This is a genomic window from Dentiradicibacter hellwigii (assembly GCF_041770905.1).
GTDB lineage: Bacteria > Pseudomonadota > Gammaproteobacteria > Burkholderiales > Rhodocyclaceae > Propionivibrio > Propionivibrio hellwigii.
In genome coordinates this window covers 1,699,107-1,717,220 of record NZ_JBEUWX010000002.1, presented here as the reverse complement: position 1 = coordinate 1,717,220, position 18,114 = coordinate 1,699,107, and the positions used below count along the sequence as shown (strand labels likewise).

The 18,114-nt window shown below is 57.1% G+C and carries 15 protein-coding genes, 1 pseudogene and 1 riboswitch; of the genes and pseudogenes, 10 read left to right on the top strand and 6 right to left on the bottom strand.

All coding sequences use genetic code 11. The annotated features are described in order from the left end of the window. The first annotated feature begins 276 nt into the window (after positions 1-276). From ABCS64_RS10090 to ABCS64_RS10050, 9 genes are all read left to right on the top strand, one after another. Positions 277-1,077 carry a hypothetical protein gene (locus ABCS64_RS10090; RefSeq protein WP_418891707.1) on the top strand — a complete coding sequence of 267 codons (801 nt, stop codon included), beginning with the start codon at positions 277-279 and terminating at the stop codon, positions 1,075-1,077. Positions 1,078-1,085: 8 nt separating this feature from the next. Then, a complete protein-coding gene (locus tag ABCS64_RS10085; RefSeq protein ID WP_418891706.1) occupies positions 1,086-1,631 on the top strand; it encodes a GTP-binding protein in 546 nt (181 codons plus the stop codon). Further along, positions 1,624-2,022, top strand: coding sequence for a roadblock/LC7 domain-containing protein (locus ABCS64_RS10080; protein ID WP_418891705.1), 399 nt, complete (start codon positions 1,624-1,626; stop codon positions 2,020-2,022). Before ABCS64_RS10085 ends, ABCS64_RS10080 begins: the two co-directional genes overlap by 8 nt. A gap of 108 nt (positions 2,023-2,130) precedes the next feature. Next, positions 2,131-2,496, top strand: coding sequence for a hypothetical protein (locus tag ABCS64_RS10075; protein WP_418891704.1), 366 nt, complete (start codon positions 2,131-2,133; stop codon positions 2,494-2,496). Between the two features lie 216 nt (positions 2,497-2,712). After that, entirely contained in the window at positions 2,713-3,792 is a 1,080-nt protein-coding gene (locus tag ABCS64_RS10070) for an Ldh family oxidoreductase (protein WP_418891703.1), read from the top strand. Positions 3,793-4,244: 452 nt separating this feature from the next. Next, positions 4,245-5,342, top strand: a complete 1,098-nt coding sequence (gene mutY, locus ABCS64_RS10065) for an A/G-specific adenine glycosylase (protein WP_418891702.1) — start codon at positions 4,245-4,247, stop codon at positions 5,340-5,342. 630 nt (positions 5,343-5,972) lie between these two features. After that, the gene (locus ABCS64_RS10060; protein ID WP_418891701.1) at positions 5,973-6,815 is read left to right on the top strand and encodes an aldo/keto reductase; all 843 of its coding nucleotides are present in this window, start codon (positions 5,973-5,975) and stop codon (positions 6,813-6,815) included. A gap of 179 nt (positions 6,816-6,994) precedes the next feature. Next, a protein-coding gene (locus tag ABCS64_RS10055; protein ID WP_418890083.1) for an IS5 family transposase occupies positions 6,995-7,788 on the top strand; the annotation gives its coding sequence in 2 pieces (ribosomal slippage) (positions 6,995-7,271 and positions 7,271-7,788; 795 coding nt in all). A gap of 457 nt (positions 7,789-8,245) precedes the next feature. After that, complete coding sequence (locus ABCS64_RS10050; protein ID WP_418891700.1) at positions 8,246-9,625, top strand: IS1380 family transposase; 1,380 nt, start codon at positions 8,246-8,248, stop codon at positions 9,623-9,625. 383 nt (positions 9,626-10,008) lie between these two features. Here the strand turns inward: ABCS64_RS10050 and ABCS64_RS10045 are convergent. After that, positions 10,009-10,194, bottom strand: a pseudogene (locus ABCS64_RS10045) (methylenetetrahydrofolate reductase); the annotation flags it as partial. 454 nt (positions 10,195-10,648) lie between these two features. On the opposite strand from ABCS64_RS10045, the gene ABCS64_RS10040 reads away from it, so the two are divergent. Beyond that, on the top strand, positions 10,649-12,010 hold the full coding sequence (locus ABCS64_RS10040; protein ID WP_418891699.1) for a hypothetical protein: 1,362 nt from the start codon (positions 10,649-10,651) through the stop codon (positions 12,008-12,010). Between the two features lie 48 nt (positions 12,011-12,058). On the opposite strand, the gene ABCS64_RS10035 is transcribed toward ABCS64_RS10040, so the two are convergent. From ABCS64_RS10035 to ahcY, 5 genes are all read right to left on the bottom strand, one after another. Further along, complete coding sequence (locus tag ABCS64_RS10035) at positions 12,059-13,567, bottom strand: rhomboid family intramembrane serine protease (RefSeq protein ID WP_418891698.1); 1,509 nt, start codon at positions 13,565-13,567, stop codon at positions 12,059-12,061. A gap of 540 nt (positions 13,568-14,107) precedes the next feature. Beyond that, a complete protein-coding gene (locus ABCS64_RS10030) occupies positions 14,108-14,686 on the bottom strand; it encodes a hypothetical protein (protein WP_418891697.1) in 579 nt (192 codons plus the stop codon). Between the two features lie 146 nt (positions 14,687-14,832). Then, entirely contained in the window at positions 14,833-15,657 is an 825-nt protein-coding gene (metF, locus tag ABCS64_RS10025) for a methylenetetrahydrofolate reductase [NAD(P)H] (RefSeq protein ID WP_418891696.1), read from the bottom strand. 41 nt (positions 15,658-15,698) lie between these two features. Next, positions 15,699-16,043 carry a phage holin family protein gene (locus ABCS64_RS10020; protein WP_418891695.1) on the bottom strand — a complete coding sequence of 115 codons (345 nt, stop codon included), beginning with the start codon at positions 16,041-16,043 and terminating at the stop codon, positions 15,699-15,701. Between the two features lie 123 nt (positions 16,044-16,166). Beyond that, the gene (ahcY, locus tag ABCS64_RS10015) at positions 16,167-17,582 is read right to left on the bottom strand and encodes an adenosylhomocysteinase (protein WP_418891694.1); all 1,416 of its coding nucleotides are present in this window, start codon (positions 17,580-17,582) and stop codon (positions 16,167-16,169) included. Between the two features lie 147 nt (positions 17,583-17,729). Next, a riboswitch (S-adenosyl-L-homocysteine riboswitch) is annotated at positions 17,730-17,824 on the bottom strand. Between the last annotated feature and the right edge of the window lie 290 nt (positions 17,825-18,114).

Sequence of the window (18,114 nt, the reverse complement as noted above, 5' to 3'; positions counted from 1 at the left end):
TCATGCCGTCTGTTAGGGTGAGGGCATAGCCACTGACTGGAAAATTCGTGCATCCCAGTGTCCCCTGCCCTTCAAGGTGCATCTTTGCCAGATATCGACACGACACGGTGTTTTTGGGAACGGTGCCGTGTGTTTTGCGGGAGGGGATGGTGAAGCTAGAAATGACAAAAAAGTGCAGGAAAGTGTGAAATATTGCACAAAAATCGACCTATCTCCGGCCTATAATGAGCCGTCTGCAGCATCAATCAGTTATTTTCGGCAGAGAGCGAAATTGTGTTGTTCAATGATTTAAGATCAAAAGACAGGCCGTGGGGAAAATGGTTTCGCCTTGGTCAATGGCAATTACCAGAATCAGAAATTTCGTTAATTCGCGCTTATTTCCGTTTGTATGCCCAGAATCCGGGGTTTCGTTGGAATTTTGTTGAAGAACCGCCTTTTGATGCGTTATTGATTGATGAAAGCGTTACGGATATTAATAGCGTTCTGAAAAAATTTGCGCCGCGTATTTCAATGCTTGTGACGTGGGAGCAAAAAAATAATTCGGGTTCTTTTTTGCAGCGACCTTTACGTTCGGATAATCTGGAAAAATGGCTCAGGCGAATAGAGTATGAGATTTCTCAACAGGAGTCTTCTTCAGAACGCTCTGTTTTAACCTCTGCCGCATCATCTACTATACAGGCAGCGAATCCCGCCTTGCCGACTTTTTCACGTCCAACCGGAATGGGGGGTGATGAGAAATCAGCCAGCCATTCTTCGGAATACTTCAAATTGCGTCGCTGGCCGCCTGCCATGCTTTTACAAAAAAATCCAGTGCGTACCCGGCTGGCAACCATGCTGTTGCGTCGTGCAATGCGGCTTGAAGAAATGACGGCTATAACACAAAGACCCTTACAGGAATGCGCCAGTTTTCTTAATTTGCTGAAAAATTCCGGTTTAATTGAAGTCTACGCGGAAGCTGTGCCAATACCCCAGCCTCAGCCTTCTGCCAGTAAATTACAGTCAGAAGAAGAAAAAATGCCAAAAATTCCTGTAGTAAAAGGATTTATTGCTATGTTTCGTCGTAAGTTAAGGTTATAATCCGTGCCATGCGTGAATATAAAATCTTATTTACAGGGACAACAGGGGCGGGAAAAACAACGGCTATTAAGGCCGTCAGTGAAACAGCGCCAGTAGTTACTGACGTGGCGAATACGGATAGTTCCATTGTTAAAAAACAAACGACGGTTGGGCTGGATTTTGGTCTTTTGACGCTCGATAATGGTGATCGTATCCGTTTGTTTGGAACACCGGGGCAGGGTCGTTTTAGTTTTTTATGGTCTATCCTTGCCGTTAATGCAATAGGTATGATTATCTTGATTGATAATTCACGCCCTGATCCTCGTGCCGATCTAAAAATGTATCTGGATGCTTTTGCAAAGTATCTTGCCAGCATACCCTGTGTTATTGGGGTCGGGCGGATAGATACCAATCCTCATCCAAATATTGATGAATATGCAGATCTTTTGGCTCTGCGCAATTTGCCGCTACCGGTCATTGATGTTGATGTGCGTCAACGTGAAGACGTAATTCTAATGATCGATATGCTGCTTGCCCAGATTGAAGTTAATATGATGGAGTTGGGTAATGCGTAATAAGCAATATCTTCCCAAGCCGGTTTTTGCTGTTGTCCAGAAAGAGGTTGAAAATATTGCCAAAGAGGTCAATGGTATTAAAGCAATTGTAATTGCGACCATTGATGGATTTGATATTATTTCTACTTCGCTTGATGATACGGATCCTAAGCGCATTGCAGCAATGGCCAGCTCTATTTCGGCAATTAGTCACGTTGTTGCTCAGGAAGCCGGGCTTGGATATGGTAAGAATATTATTATTAATACAACGAATGGCTTTATTGTTGTACAGAATGTAAAGTTTCAGGATTATGAGATTGTTATTAATATTGTTGCAAAGGATTCTGCCATTCTTGGCCAGGTTTCTTATTATGCGACGCATTTAGCGGGGGTTTTAATTTCTGCTGCCTAGTATGGTTTGTTAAATGGCTGGGTTTTTATTCCACGGATCAATACGACGGGTATGTTTTTATATGCTATGTCGGCTTGATAAATTAACTTTCATTTAAAGGAGAGAATAATGGCTAGTGCAATTATCACCAAGTCACTTGAAGAACTGACAGCATTGGATGGCTTCATGTGTGCTGCCTTGGTCGACTCATCAAGCGGTATGATTCTTGGCTCGGTTGGTTCGGGTATTGATATTGAAGTCGCCGCAGCAGGCAATACAGAGGTCGTTCGTTCCAAGCTGAAAACAATGCGGGCGCTGGGACTTAACGATATTATTGAAGACATTCTGATTACTTTGGGCAAGCAGTATCATATTATTCGCCCGTCGTCTAAGAAAGAAGGTATCTTTATTTATTGTGTACTTGATAAACAACGTGCCAACTTGGCATTGGCGCGCCGCAAAGTGCAAGATGTCGATAAAGAACTCAATTTCTAGTCTTTAAATAATAATTAACAATTACTGCCAGTGATATTGGCGGTATATTAGTTGTTCCCGGTTGAATCCGCCTTACCGCATTGTTTGTGGTGGCGGATTTTTCTTGGCTAATTGCTGTATCCAGAATAATCAAGTATTTGTGAAATTGTCTGGATTTGACAGATTGCTGATCATTTTATGGTGATTGCGAATCTGAACTATTAAAAGGCGCTTGTCATGGCAATAGCAGAAATTACAAACCGTTATCGTGCGGAATCCTTGCGGAAGTTTGCGGCATCTCTGTTTATTGCCGCGGGCATGGACGCCGATAAAGCCGTCGTGGTCGCCGAGGTGTTGGTGACGGGCGATATGGTTGGCCAGTGCACGCACGGTATAGCCTTGTGCCCACAGTATATCGACCAGATTGAACAAGGGTTGATGGCAACGCACGGCGAACCGTCGGTGATTCGCGACAGCGACAGCCTATTCGTCTGGGATGGCGCTTATCTGCCCGGGCCTTGGCTGGTATCGCAGGCCATTGGGCAAGCCTGCGAACGCGTCGGCGCGCAGGGCGTGGTCACCGGCGTCATTCGCCGTAGCCATCATATCGCCTGCCTGACGGCCTCGCTCAAACAGGCGACTGACCGCGGCTACCTCATTTTGCTGGCGTCTTCCGACCCGGCCTTTGGCTTTGTGGCGCCGCATGGCGGCAAGGAACCGTTGCTGACGCCGAATCCAATTGCGTTTGGGTATCCGGGAACGCGGCAACCAGTCTGGATCGACATCAGTACCTCGATTACCACGGTCGGTATGGCTCGGCAGAAGGCGGCGGCGGACGAACGCTTTGCCCATCCCTGGCTGATGGATGCTGCAGGCCGGCCGAGCGATGACCCGCACGTCCTTGATCCCGGCGCGGGCGGGGCGCTGCTGCCGCTCGGCGGGCTGGAGTACGGGCACAAGGGCTTTGGCTTGGCGCTGATGGTCGAAATGCTCACGCATGGATTGGCCGGCTTTGGCCGTCCGGATGCGGAGAAACGCTGGGGCGCCGGCGTGTTCCTGCAAGTGCTCGATCCACAGGCCTTTGGCGGCCGCGAGGATTTCCTGCGCTTGGCGGATGACATGACGGCGCGTTGCCATGCCAATGCGCCGCGTGATCCGGCCAGACCCGTGCGTTTGCCGGGTGAAATGGCACAGCAGCGGATGCGTGAAGCCGAGCGTTCGGGCATCGAGCTGGCCGCCCCGGTACGCGCGGCGTTGGCGGACAAGGCGCGGCGGTATGGCGTGCCGTTGCCGGAGCCGATAAATGCCGGCGTTTGAGGCAATGGCCGCGATTTCATGTTTCCCCTCTCGGCGCAGCGCGGTGAAAGGTGTAACGAATTGTCTGCGGTGTTTGCCGAAGGCAGGTAAATACGCGGATGCGTCGATGTTCGGATCACACGCCGAAAAATGTCGGCGGAGGCATGCGGTACATGCACAGTCACTGATTTCCAGAAGATTTGATCCTGACACGAGGCGAACGCAATAGCCAAAAATTTCGACCGCCCTCTTGGCATCCGCCATAGAAATATTTATTTTTCTATGCGCTTAGCTGGGGTATGCCCCGGCCAACGTGGTAATGAATAACCGCAGCCGTCAGCCACGCGCGCTGCCCGTTTGTCCGCAAGGATAAGAAGCAATGGACGGTCTGCCCTGGTGAGCAAGCCTGTCCGATTTGATGTTTCTGAAAAGATGCAAACAGCCCTGGAAAATAAAACACTGCCGCAATCCCCGTGAATCCGCCCAAAGAATTTTCGTTCGCCGCCCGTCTGATCGCCTGGCAAAAATCGCAGGGGCGTCACGATTTGCCGTGGCAGGGCACAGGCGATGCGTACCGGATCTGGTTATCGGAAATTATGTTGCAACAAACGCAGGTGGCGACAGTGATTCCGTACTTCCGGCGCTTTCTTGCCGAGTTCCCGACAGTGACGGCACTGGCGCAGGCGCCGCTCAATGCCGTGTTGGAGCGCTGGGCGGGACTGGGCTATTACGCCCGGGCGCGCCACCTGCATCGCTGCGCGCAACAGGTGGCGGCGGCATACGGCGGCCATTTTCCAGAAACGCCGGCAGAACTGGCGGCCCTGCCGGGCATCGGCCGTTCGACGGCGGCGGCAATTGCCGTTTTCGCCTTTGGCACGCGCGCGGCGATTCTCGACGGCAACGTCAAGCGCGTGCTGGCACGCTATTTCGGTATTGAAGGTTTTCCCGGCAGCGCGCCGGTCGAGCGTAGGTTGTGGGCCTTAGCAGAATCATTGCTGCCTGATGCCGATCTCGAAGCCTATACGCAAGGCCTGATGGATCTGGGCGCAACGGTATGCCGGCGCAGCCGTCCGGTCTGCGAGAACTGCCCGGTGCGGCCGGAGTGTGTTGCTTTCCGTAAGGGACGTCAGGTGGATTTGCCGACGCCGCGCCCGCGCAAGGCGCTGCCCGAGCGCAAGACGGCGATGCTGCTGTTGATGGATGAGCATACGCTGCTGCTTGAAAGACGGCCGGCATCCGGCATCTGGGGCGGTTTGTTAAGCCTGCCCGAGGCGGATTGGGACGCTGCGAATCAGGCCGCCGATGCCCTGGCGGCATCGCATGGCTGCCGCATACTGGCGCGCGCGCTGTTGCCGGAAGTACGGCATGCTTTCACGCATTTCCGGCTCAATATCCGCATTCTTTCCTGCCGGGCCGAGCACTTTCATGGCGAACGGGCGGCCTCCGAGGGGCATAAGGATTTCCCGGACCGCTTGCATCAGATCTGGTTGCCGCGAGCGGATGTGGCAAAAGCGGCGCTGCCCGCGCCGGTGCGCCGGGCGTTGGCGGCGATCGTGGCAGAAGATTCGTGAAGCCGCTTAAACCGATGAGCGGGGTCTCGTTGCCACGGGCCGTTTTATATACTGCACTAACCTAGGCGCGTGAAATGACCTTGCCCGGCGGGAGGAAACTACGTGGTGAAAAACCCTTGCTCCGGCGACGAGCGCCGCTTGCGCTAAAGGTTGAAGCGCCATCGACCAGTTTTTGCGGAGGTCAAAGAGCCTGATTCGGTGCGCCCAAACGGTTTTTGAATCCGGCAGAAATGGGTGCCAAAGAGGGGCGACGAACATGGGCGCCAAAATATACGCGGGCAAATATATACGTGGGTGTTTACATCGCATTGCCAGCGCGGAGATGGCTTCGATAGCTAGAGGCGGCTGGTTATGGTTGTTGCGTTGGCAGTGCCACGCGATGGGGACCTTGCTGGAACCACGGGTTGCGCTATTGTGTGTGAAAGCCGTCCTGAAATTTGCGCGGAGTCTTTCTGACCGGCGTTGAAGCCGATCCCGCCGATGTCGGCGATGGGCAGAAAATATGAGGAAGCGATGAGGTAGTGGCGAGGCAGCGTTCAAGGCATGGGGAAGAAAATCGCAGGGCGCTGGCGACGAGGGCCGGGCGATAATACGCAATCAAACTGAAAATTACAGGAAAGGAGCGCATTCATGGAAGCAATGAAAACCGTCGTCTTGCCCGATGGAAAACAGGTGCCTGCGCTAGGGATGGGAACCTGGATGATGGGTGAGAATCCAGCTTGCCGCACCCGTGAGATTGCCGCGCTGCAACACGGCATCGACTTGGGCATGCGCCTGATCGATACGGCCGAAATGTACGGCGAAGGCGCTTCGGAGGAACTGGTCGGGGAAGCCATTCGCGGACGGCGCGACCAGGTGTTCCTTGTCAGCAAAGCCTATCCGCACCACGCCGGGCGCAAAAGCGCCCCGATGGCCTGCGAGCGCAGCCTGGAACGGCTGGGCGTGGAGTGTATCGACCTGTATTTGCTGCATTGGCGCGGCGGTATTCCGCTGGCCGAAACGGTGGAGGCTTTCGAAAAGCTGAAAGCCCAGGGCAAAATCCGGCGCTGGGGCGTTAGTAATCTCGACCTTGCCGATATGCGCGAGCTGTATGCCATACCGGAGGGCAAGGCCGCGGCCGTCGATCAGGTGTTGTACAACCTGACGCGGCGCGGCATCGAGTGGAATCTGCTGCCCTGGCTCCAATCCCAGAAGACGGCGCTGATGGCCTATTCGCCGATCGAACAGGGGCGCTTGCTGCGGCACACCGCTTTTTGCCGGTTGGCCGAGCAGCATGGCTGGCGGCCGGCGCAATTGGCGCTGGCTTGGGTCTTACGCCATGAAGGGGTCATCGCCATCCCCAAAGCTTCGCGGCGTGAGCATGTCGAGGAAAATTTTTCCGCGCTGCAATGTCCGCTCAGCCCAGAAATACTGGCGCAAATCGATCGCCTGCTGCCACCGCCCAAAGCAGCGACGCCGCTGGAGATGCTGTGATGATTCACTGCCTGGAGTGAACGGAAAAATGATGAAATCGTGCCGATACGCGCACGCATTGCTGCCGGCGCTGATGGCGCTGGTGTTCAATGCGGCGCATGCCGGGGGCGAGGAAATAGCGCCGGAAGGTCACCGATTTTCTAAGAACGTGTTCATAGTCTCTGCTGTAAAGTATCGTTATGAACAGAAAAGCCTACCCAAGCGATATAAGTCGCACACAATTTGCTACTCTTCTTCCTCTTTTGGAAAGTGCTCGCAGACGCACAGCACCGCGCAAAGTGGACTTGTACGATGTCTTTTGTGCCATTCTCTATCTTCTACGCAACGGCTGTGCCTGGCGTGCCTTACCGGGCGATTTTCCCAAATGGCGCACCGTTCATTCCTACTTCCAAAGATGGAGTGAGCCCCGCGAAAGTGGCATCAGTCTCCTTGAGGAAGCGTTAAAAAAAATCAGGTGGCCGCAGCACGTCGCAAGCAGGGACGCCATGAAGCAACCACTTTCCTGATTATTGATGCGCAGAGCGTGAAGAACACGGATACCGCCATGGAAAAAGGCTACGATGCGGGCAAGAAGGTTAGCGGTATCAAGCGACATATAGCGGTTGACACGCAAGGTTTGCCGCATGCCCTTGCGGTAACGACGGCGGATGTTACGGATAGAAAAGGCGGCCTGGTGGCATTGGAACGTGACAGAGATAATCTTGGTGCGGTACAAAAAGTCCTTGCCGACGGAGGTTACACGGGTCAGGCATTTGCTTCGTCGGTACAGGAGTTGATTGGTGCGGAAGTAGAGATTGCCAAACGAAACGAATTGCAGCGTTTTGCGGTATTGCCAAAGCGATGGGTAGTAGAGCGCAGTTTTTCCTGGTTGGAAAAGAACAGGCGGCTTTGGAAAAACTGCGAGCGTAAGTTGAGTACCAGTCTGCAAATGGTAGTTTTGGCTTTCTTGGGAATCCTGCTACGAAGACTATGAACACGTTCTAAGAGCGGTAGTCATGTCGGGCGTTGGCGCGCCGCAATCCTTGGCGACAGCTCCCGGTGACGGTAAGCGTCGGCGGCGCTAAACCCGCCGGCCGGTAGCCCGCGTGTTTCGGGCATTCCAGCAGGCGGTTCCCTGTAGCCCCCGTATTTACGGCCTTCCCGAGAAGGCTGTCCTGAAACCCGCATGAATAGGGCGATGTAGCGATGCCTGCCCGCCAGCCCAGTGTTGACGCGGGCTGTAGCGGCACCTATCCGCAAACGCCCTAAATACACGGGCTTCCGGGCAGGCTATTTTGGGATTGCGATCAACGATGGGCGGATTGATGCACGCCGCTCTCTGTCTTGCAGCCTTAGCCCGCATTTCTCACAGATAGAAGGTGCATCGCGGCCGGAGATATAAGAAAGTTTTTTTGCGAGAACGACTTAACCATATCTCTGAGGAAGCCGCGATGCCGACACAGTGTACCGTAGTCAGCCCATGCGCGAAGCGTATTGATGGCCGCCAGGTGGCGGTGGATTTCGACGGAGGGCAGATCAGTTCGGATGCGGGCGCGCTGTTGCTGCGCGAGGTCGATCGCACCTTGCGGCTGACCGAACGGGTGGCGGCCTGCTTCGAGGATGGGCGCGATCCGGAGCTGATCGAACACACGGTGCACACGTTGGTGATGCAACGGATCGTGGGGATCGCGCTGGGCTACGAGGACCTGAACGATCACGATCAATTGCGCCGTGACCCGGTACTGGCCACGCTGGCCGGTAAGCTCAGCGCTCGGCGCAAGGGCTGCGAGCTGCTGGCGGGCAAGTCGACCTTGAACCGGCTCGAACATGCCCCCGACACCAAGGACGGTTCGCGCTATCACAAGATCGCTCACGATCCGGCGGCCTTCGAGTCGCTGTTCGTCGCGTGCTTCATTGAGGCGCAGGAGCAGGCACCTGACGAGATCATCCTCGATCTGGACGCCACCGACGACCCGCTGCACGGCCAGCAGGAAGGGCGTTTCTTCCATGGTTACTACGGCGGCTACTGCTACCTGCCGCTGTACATCTTCTGCGGCCGACATCTGCTCGCCGCCAAGCTGCGCCGGGCCAACACGGATGCCTCGGCGGGCAGCATCGATGAACTCGAACGCATCGTCACCCAGATCCGCCGCCACTGGCCGGAGGTGCGCATCGTGCTGCGTGCCGACTCGGGCTTTGCGCGCGATGCCTTGATGAGTTGGTGCGAGCAGACGCACATCGACTTCGTCTTCGGGCTGGCCAAGAACGACCGGCTCAAGGCCCAGATCGAAACCGAGATGAGCCAGGCGCAGGCCGAATGCACCCAGACCGGCAAGCCCGCACGGCGGTTTCGCGACTTCACCTACCGCACCCTTGACAGCTGGTCGTGCGCCCGGCGGGTCGTCGGCAAGGCCGAGCAGCTGCCGGGCAAGGCCAATCCGCGCTTCATCGTCACCAGCCTGGACGCTCAGCGCTGGCCGGCACGCGAACTGTACGAGGCGCTGTACTGCGCCCGAGGCGAAATGGAGAACCGCATCAAGGAGTGCCAGCTACACCTGTTCGCCGATCGCACCTCAACGGCGACGATGCGGGCCAATCAGCTGCGGCTGTGGTTCGCCTCCTTCGCCTACGTCATGCTCGAAGCGCTGCGCCGCATCGGGCTGGCTGGCACCGAACTGGCCGAGGCCACCTGCGAGAGCCTGCGCCTGAAACTGCTCAAGATCGGCGCACGGGTCAAGATCAGCGTGCGCCGCATCCATGTCAGCATGGCCAGCAGTCATCCGTTCCAGACCACCTGGCGCCTGGCCCAGGCCAGACTCGCCCCCGGCTGATCCGCCACGCCACCGTGGCCCTGCTGATCCGATCGCGCTCCCGTTCGCGCGAGGCGGTCTCATGCCCAAACAGCGCCGCTTGCCCCCTCAACGCACCTGACCGCCCGCAGAACCTCACCCGCCTGCACTCCATTGGCCGCTCGCGGGCCTGAATCCTCGCGGTCACGGCAACGCGTGAAGGAAAAAGCCGCGCCAACGGGGGCCGAACCGTGAGGGTGTGAGAAATGCGGGTTAGCAGCAGCCTGCGCCTTTCAGGGAAAACGGCCCGCAAATGCCCAGTACACTAGGGCTGCAGGCCATTGATTGTAAAAGTAATTTTTACTCGTTTCCCGTTGCCCGTTTCCCGCTGTACGCGATGGCGCGCCCTGGCCTGACTTGGGTTGTTATCCCCGCCCGAGCCGCCGGCAGATTTCCAGGGTGAGTTCGGCCTGGTTCATCGAGTAGAAGTGCAAGCCGGGGGCGCCGCCGGCGAGCAGACGTTCGCACAGGCGGGTGACGAGGTCGAGGCCGAAAGCGCGGATGGACGCCGTGTCGTCGCCGAGGCTTTCGAAAGCCCGCCGCATCCAGCGCAGCAACTACGCGCCGCCGGCGCAGAAATGCAGGCGCAGCGACTGGGCCGGGCGAAAGCCTGCAAACAGGGCAGAAAACATAAAATGCCCGGAGGCCCGCGTAAATAAAGGGCTTCAGAGCATCAAAAAACATAAATCGGAAAATAACGGCTTTCTTTGCTGGAATGCCGCGTTAGCTTGTCTTGCCTTTTATAGCGGCTTCCTTTGCCGAGATACTGCGTTGCTGTGTTGGCCTGGCTTTGCCGTACTCAATGTACTGTCTGCGGCTTGCGCCTTGTCTTTGGGCAAAGTCGGGCCGCTATTTAAGCTTTCGGAGTGCTCCGATGAAACCCGCGTGGATAGGGCGTTCCCCGGTACCCTCTCCGAAACCCGCGTGGATAGGGCCTCTCCGGGCAGGGGCTTATCGCGCGCGGTGCGCCTGACTATAATCGCCAGACAAGATTCTGGAGGGAGCATGGCGCAGCAATCAGACGAACGCAAAACTCACCGCCGCAGCGGGCGGCGCGCCGGGTCGGACGAGGCGCAAACGGTATTCACCATGCAGGAGGCCGATGCGCCGGACATTGTGCCCTTCTGGCAGCGTTTGCCGGAATTTTTCCGCTATCCGCTGCACGCCGAGCCGCTCACGCATATGGTCTTTTGGTCGCTGGCGATGCTGGTCGGCGCGCTGTTTTCGCCGCGGTTCGTGCAGTTGGTCGCGTGGCTGTTTTTCATCCGCTATGCCTATGAGGTGCTCGATGAAACGGCCATCGGCCGCCTCGACCCAGACAAGTACCACGTGTCCAGCGCTTCGGGGCGCGACAGTCTGCCGTACAAGCAGTTTGCCATTTTTGTGGCGCTGATCTTTTTGCTGGCCTTTGCTGCGCGCGCCGGCGGGCTGATCTACGGCGCGGTGCTGATTTTTATCCTGCTCTCGCTGCCGGCCAGCGTAATCAACCTGACGATGACGCGCAGCTTCTGGGCGGGTGTTAACCCCCTCGCCGCCATCAGCGTCATGACGACCATCGGCCTGCCGTATCTGGCGCTGTGCGCTTTTCTCTTTCTGCTTTTTGCCAGTGATGCGACGCTGCTGGCGCTGCTGAAGCCGCATCTGCCACTCTGGCTGATTATGCCCGTGCGCAATTTTGTCGACATGTATTTCACGCTGATCATGTTCCACATGATGGGCTACGTGGTGTATCAGAACCATCAGGCGCTGGGCATCGACGTACTGACGCCGCCAAACAACGCGCGCACAGACGGGGGCGAAGCGCCCCTGTCTGCGGAGGATGCCATCGGCCAGCTCATCGGCGCCGGCCAGATTGAAGAAGCGCTGGATCTGGCCGAGGACGCGCAGCTCAGCGCACCGGACGACCTGCGCGCCAATGCGCGTTACCACAAGCTGCTGGCGCTGGCGGGGCGCGAAGATCGCCTGCGGGAACACGCCAGAACCTACCTCACGTTGCTGCTGGACAAAAAGCGCGGCGACGAGGCGCTGAAGCTGTTTGACGAAATGCGCGCGCGCGACGCCGACTTTGCGCCAGAGCAGCCGGCGCAGCTTTTGCCGCTGGCTAGGGCGCTGCGCGGACGGCGGCGCTTTAAAGAGGCACTGGTTCTGCTCAAGGGCTTCGACAAACGCTTTCCGGGTCACGCCGACATCCCCGCCGTCTACCTTTTTGTCGCGCAGGTTCTGAGCGAAAACCTGCATCAGGACGCACTCGCGCAACAGATATTAAACGGCTTGCTGGCGCGCTACCCGGATCACCCAGTGCGGATAGAGGCGCGCCAGTTGCTCGCGGTGATTGCGCAGATGCAGGCGAAGCCGCCGGCGCAATAGCAGACGAAATAGCAGACGAAATAGCGGCGGGCAGGGAAGAACGCAGCTTTAGTTTCTGATGATTGCCGCCGTGCGCGCCGCTTCGCTATCCGGGTGCTGCGCGTGCAGGCGCGCGATCAGCGCATCGCGCCCGGCGGCATTGCCAGCTTTCTGGTATGCCCCGGCCACCCGCAGGAGCAAATCGGGCAGGCGCGCATCTTCCGGCGCGCGCCGCGCCAGCGCCTGCGTCAGCCGCTCGGCGTCGGCGGTGTAGCCCGCGCGCGCCAGATGGCGGATCAGCGAAACCAGTAGGTCGGCGCTCAAACGCACCGTCGGCTGCGCCCGCTTGAGGTAATCAACAAAGCACTCGTGTACCAGGCGTTCGCTGTCGGGCGCGTTTTCGGGCAGCGTAAAAATCAGCGCCGCCGCGCGGTGATAATCCTCACTCACCGGCGCGTAGCGCGCCACCTGGTAATAACGTTCCAGCACCGCGATGTCACGCGGGTGTTTGCGGGCAAGGCGAGCGAGCGCCTGGCGCGCTTCGTCGATGCGCAGCTCGCCCAGCAGCGCATCAATTTTCGCCAGTTGCCCAGGCAGCAAAGGCGGCAAAGGGGCGGTGGGCGCTTCGTTTGTCGGCGCGGCGGCGCGCGGCCGGCCAAGGATTTTTTCGTACACACGCAGCGCGGCAATCAGCGCTGCGCCCGTCACCAGGCCGCCAAAGTGCGCCATGTAGGCGACCCCGCTGCCGCGGGCGAAAAAATGCTGATACAGCTCCCCAATCAGCCAGCACGGCAGCATGATGATTGCCGGCGCGGTAAAGAAACCAAAATAGACAAGCGCCCAGTAGAAAAAGCGGATTTTCTGAAAGCCGTACAGCGCCACGAACATCGCCATCACGCCCGAAATCGCCCCCGATGCGCCGATGACCGTATTCATATTCGCACTGCTGAATAGCCAGAAAAAAGCCACTGCACCCAGGCCAGACAACAGGTAGAAACAGAGATAACGTCGCCAGCCCAGCGTCTTCTCGACCAGGCAGCCGATGATGAACAGAATCGCCATGTTGCCGAGCAGGTGGGAAAAATCGCCGTGCAGGAACATGTGCCCGAACAGCGACGCCAACGTGGGCGCGGCGGTTTTAAAGCCGAAGCGGTCGGTCAGTGGGGGACGCTTGTTTTGCCGCCGCTCATATTCGTTGCGCGCTTCCCGCCATTCGGCGTATTTGACGTCGCTGGGGGCGATGATTTTGTCTGCGCGCAACTGCTGCATGAAGACCTCGTCCGTTTCCATTTTCTGAAGCACAGGAAACCATTTGTCGTTTTGGTCCATTTGGGCAAGCGCCTGTTCGGCGTCTATGGCCTCGCGCACATGCCCGCGCGCTTCGAGATGTTTGACGTAGCGCGGCAATTCGATCTGCGGCAACGTTGACTCTGCGTAATAGTAGTAAGCGCGTATCGCGCGCACATTCTCATCGTGCTGCACGCCGAAATAAATCAGTGTGTTGACTAGAATCAGAAGCAGCGTGACCAGCGGCGGAATGCGCCAGTCCAGGCCACGGCTAACAGGAAGAATGAGCATGGGGCGATTATGCCGGGAATCTATCTGCCTAATCCAGTGCCCGCTCTGAACATGGCGGTTCCATCTGCCAAAATGTTTGTCTGCCCGCCTCGCCCCTTTTTAAAGAGGCGCTGCCTGAAGGGCTGAGGGGTAACCGTTTTTTACATGCAAAGTCCAGCTGCTATTAAGCTTTCGGGGCACGCCTCTGGAACCCGCGTGGATAAAGGATCTCCGGGTAGGTGACCTGAAACCCGCATGAATAAGGCGACGCAGCGATGCCTACCCGCCAGCCCAGTGTTTACGCGGGCTGCAGCGGCACCTGCCCGCAAACGCCCTAAATACGCGGGCTTCCGGGCAGGCTATTTTCGGATTCCGATCAACGATGGGCGGATTGATGCACGCCGCTCTCTGTCTTGCAGACTTAGCAGCAGCCTGCGCCTTTCAGGGCAAACGGCCCGCAGGTTGGCCGCGAAATCATCCGCGGCGTCCTCGGCTCGATCCTCGGCGGCTCGAAGCGGCGCTAAATGAATTTGAATGGTAATAAAGTAAAGTCAAATCCCTTTAATCTGGGGATGGCTGGCTACTTGATGGATTTTTTTCATAAGGGATTATATGAGTATATTTTTTATATTCTTCTTTTTTACATTCTTCCTTTGTTAGGTGTTTTTTTAGTTTCTCGTAAGAGTAAAACGTACGCCCTGGTGGATGCTCAAATATTTTATTTTTTAATAAGGATAAATGGGAGTACCAAGGCTCTGCTTCATATTTTGCCCGCTCCCAGTCATGTTTAAGCAATAACGCAACGCGATCGGAAAATTCCTCTAGTTTTTTAGATAGGCTTTCTTCCTGATTTTGTTTATCTTTTAGTTTATAAATGGTTTCAAGAATGCCAATATCTTCATCGTCATATGGGTTTAACCTAACCGCAAATTCTATTTGTAATTTATCGATTTCTTGATATTTTCCTTCTATAGCAGCTTTATAAACTTCAATGGATAATTCCCTAATTTTATCCCTCCATTTTGCTCTTTCCTGTGTAATATTTTTAATCTGGATTTTGCGGTTGCCAATGTAAGCAGTTATTGCGCCACCTATTACTCCAGATATTAATGAAATTATTAGATTAAGTGATGTGTCCATGTTCTAATTACTATATAAATATATTGTCTGAGATTCTTAAGTATTCTAATTTAACAATAAAAAAATCCTTACCCTGAAGTTATATCAATTAATTCTTTACGCCAATTAATTAATATCTTTTATTTGCTGAATAAATCGATATTCGGTCAACACCGCCCGAGCCGCCGGCAGATTTCCAGGGTGAGTTCGGCCTGGTTCATCGAGTAGAAGTGCAGGCCGGGTGCGCCGCCGGCGAGCAGGCGTTCGCACAGGCGGGTGACGAGGTCGAGGCCGAAAGCGCGGATGGACGCCGTGTCGTCGCCGAGGCTTTCGAAAGTCCGCCGCATCCAGCGCGGCAGTTCGGCGCCGCAGGCGTCGGAAAAGCGCGCCAGCTTGAAGAAGCTGACGATCGGCATGATGCCGGGAATGACGGGGATGTCGACGCCGCGCGCGCGGATTTCGTCGACGAAGTGGAAATAGGCGTCGGCGTTATAGAAGTATTGGGTGATCGCCAGATTGGCGCCGGCCTTGGCTTTGCGGGCAAAGGCGTCAAGGTCCTCGCGCGGGGAGCGCGCCTGCGGGTGCCATTCTGGGTAGGCGGCGACGGCGAGGCGGAAGGTGTCGCCGGTTTCGGCGCGGATGAATTCGACGAGTTCGCTGGCGTAGCGGAATTCCCCGGCTTCGGCCATGCCGGAGGGCAGGTCGCCGCGCAGTGCGACGAGGCGGCGGATGCCGCGCGCCTGGTAATCGGCGAGGATTTCGCGGATGTTTTCGCGCGTCGAGCCGATGCAGGAAAGATGCGGGGCAACGGGCTGGCCGGCTTCGGCAATGTCCCGGCAGACGGCGAAGGTACGTTCGCGCGTCGAGCCGCCGGCGCCGAAGGTGACGGAGAAGAAATCGGGCTGGAGCGCCGCCAGTTGGCTCCGCACGGCGCGCAGTTTTTCAAGTCCCTCGCCGGTTTGCGGAGGGAAAAATTCGATGGAAAGTTGCATGGGCGTGATATGGATCGGAAATCAGAGGAGTCGGGGAAAAATCAGCGGCTGCCGAGCAGGGCGCCGGTCAGCACCCAGGAGACGATGCTGTAGATGATGGAGCCGAAAACCGCCGGCCAGAAGCCGTTGACCGTGAAGCCCTGGAAAATGGAGCCGGCCAGCCAGAACATCAGCCCGTTGATGACGAAGATGAACAGGCCGAGCGTCAGCAGCGTGACGGGCAGGGTGAGAACGACCAGTAGCGGGCGGATGACGGCATTGACCAGGCCGAGAAGGAGTGCGGCCAGCATGGCTGCGCTGAACGATCCGATCCTGATCGATGGCATCAGGTAGGCGACGGCGAGCAGGGCAACGGCGTTGAGTATCCAGAGCAGAATAAGACGCATGGCACACACTCCTTTCGGTTATGGCGGCTTCCTTTGCCAAAATACGGCGTTGGTTTGCCTTGTCGTTTGGCAAAGTTAAACCGCCATGGTTTAGGTTGATCGGCTTGCTTTCGCTGAGATTGCCTAGTAGCGGTAATGTTCCGCCTTGTACGGGCCTTCGACCGGTACGCCGATGTAGGCGGCCTGTTGTGCGGTCAGGACGGTGAGCGGCGCGTCGAATTTTTTCAGTTGCAGGCGGGCAACCTTTTCGTCGAGCTGCTTGGGCAGCGTATAGACGCCGACCGGATAATCCTGCGTGCGCGTAAACAGTTCGATCTGCGCGATCGTCTGATTGGCGAAGGACGAGGACATGACGTAGCTGGGATGGCCGGTGGCGCAGCCCAGATTGACCAGCCGCCCCTTGGCCAGCAGGATGATGCGCTTCTCAGGCTTGCCGTTCATCGGCGGAAAGATGACGTGGTCGACCTGCGGCTTGATTTCTTCCCACTGATAGTTGGCCAGCGAAGCAACGTCGATCTCGTTGTCGAAGTGGCCGATATTGCAGACGATGGCCTGATCCTTCATCGCCGCCATGTGGTCGTGGGTGATGACGTGATAGTTGCCGGTGGTGGTGACGAAGATGTCGGCGAGCGGCGCGGCCTGTTCCATGGTCACGACGCGGTAGCCTTCCATCGCCGCCTGCAGCGCGCAGATCGGGTCGATTTCCGTGATCCAGACCTGCGCCGAAAGCGCGCGCAGCGCCTGCGAGCAGCCTTTGCCGACATCGCCATAACCGCAGACGACGGCGATCTTGCCGGCGACCATCACATCGGTTGCGCGCTTGATGCCGTCAACCAGCGATTCGCGGCAGCCGTAAAGGTTGTCGAACTTCGATTTGGTCACCGAGTCATTGACGTTGATGGCCGGAATCTTCAGTTCGCCGCGCGCGTGCATCTGGTAGAGGCGGTGTACGCCGGTCGTCGTTTCCTCGGTCACGCCGCGGATGTGCGCCAGGCGGCTCGAATACCAGGCCGGGTCGGTCGCCAGATGCGCCTTGATCGCGGCAAAGAGGACGGTTTCTTCTTCCGATTCGGGATGGGCGAGCACGGAAATATCCTGTTCCGCGCGTGCGCCCAGATGCAGCAGCAGCGTTGCGTCGCCGCCATCATCCAGGATCATGTTGGCGGGCGTGCCGTCCGGCCATTCAAAAATGCGGTGCGTGTATTCCCAATAATCGGCGAGCGTTTCGCCCTTGACGGCGAAAACGGGCACGCCGCTCGCAGCAATGGCGGCGGCAGCGTGATCCTGCGTCGAGAAAATATTGCACGAGGCCCAGCGGACTTGCGCGCCCAGCGCAGTCAGCGTCTCGATCAGCACGGCGGTCTGGATCGTCATGTGCAGCGAGCCAGCGATGCGCGCGCCGCGCAGCGGCTGGCTGGCTGCGTATTCTTCGCGGATGGCCATCAGCCCCGGCATTTCGGTTTCGGCGATGCGGATTTCCTTGCGCCCCCAGTCGGCCAGCGACAGGTCGGCGATGGTGTAGTCGGTAAAGCGTGCCACAGCAGTTCTCCTTGGAACAGTGGCCGGCGCGGAGCGCAGAATGAGGAAAACGGCGGAGAATGGCTGTTGCGGGTCGGCGCCATCGTTTGGCGGCTGCTGCCTTGTCACCCGCCACCCGTTCCACGGTACCCGCGCCGGCGCGGGTTGGTCAGGTGAGCGCCGTTGGTGATTCCGAGCCTGAAACTGTGGGCTTTGCAGGATTTGCAAGGTCTACCGGCAGTTTTGCAGCGCTCCTCGGATAGGGCGGATTATAGTCGATAACCGCGCTTGCCCCATAACGTGAAATTGTCCGGCCTTGCCGTGTTCGCCACGGATTTTCCGTGCTACGCACGGCCGTCCACCCCATAAGGAAAATCTCTCGATAGACCTGCCAGCCAGCCCAGTGTCCACGCGGGATTCAGCGATGCCTGCCCGCAAATGCCCAATCCACGCGGGCTACAGGGCCGCGGCAGCCCTTGATTTACCTGGCCTGCGCCGTGGTGAATTGTGGCATTCTGGGTGGGATGGCCGATGGGGAGCGCATCCGTGATGC

Coding starts and splice junctions, on each gene's coding strand:
- ABCS64_RS10070 (WP_418891703.1), top strand. CDS start 2,713: ATGGCAATAGCAGAAATTACAAACCGTTATCGTGCGGAATCCTTGCGG.
- ABCS64_RS10080 (WP_418891705.1), top strand. CDS start 1,624: ATGCGTAATAAGCAATATCTTCCCAAGCCGGTTTTTGCTGTTGTCCAG.
- ABCS64_RS10085 (WP_418891706.1), top strand. CDS start 1,086: ATGCGTGAATATAAAATCTTATTTACAGGGACAACAGGGGCGGGAAAA.
- metF (WP_418891696.1), bottom strand. CDS start 15,657: ATGCAACTTTCCATCGAATTTTTCCCTCCGCAAACCGGCGAGGGACTT.
- ABCS64_RS10075 (WP_418891704.1), top strand. CDS start 2,131: ATGGCTAGTGCAATTATCACCAAGTCACTTGAAGAACTGACAGCATTG.
- ABCS64_RS10060 (WP_418891701.1), top strand. CDS start 5,973: ATGGAAGCAATGAAAACCGTCGTCTTGCCCGATGGAAAACAGGTGCCT.
- ABCS64_RS10020 (WP_418891695.1), bottom strand. CDS start 16,043: ATGCGTCTTATTCTGCTCTGGATACTCAACGCCGTTGCCCTGCTCGCC.
- ABCS64_RS10050 (WP_418891700.1), top strand. CDS start 8,246: ATGCCGACACAGTGTACCGTAGTCAGCCCATGCGCGAAGCGTATTGAT.
- ABCS64_RS10035 (WP_418891698.1), bottom strand. CDS start 13,567: ATGCTCATTCTTCCTGTTAGCCGTGGCCTGGACTGGCGCATTCCGCCG.
- ABCS64_RS10030 (WP_418891697.1), bottom strand. CDS start 14,686: ATGGACACATCACTTAATCTAATAATTTCATTAATATCTGGAGTAATA.
- ABCS64_RS10040 (WP_418891699.1), top strand. CDS start 10,649: ATGGCGCAGCAATCAGACGAACGCAAAACTCACCGCCGCAGCGGGCGG.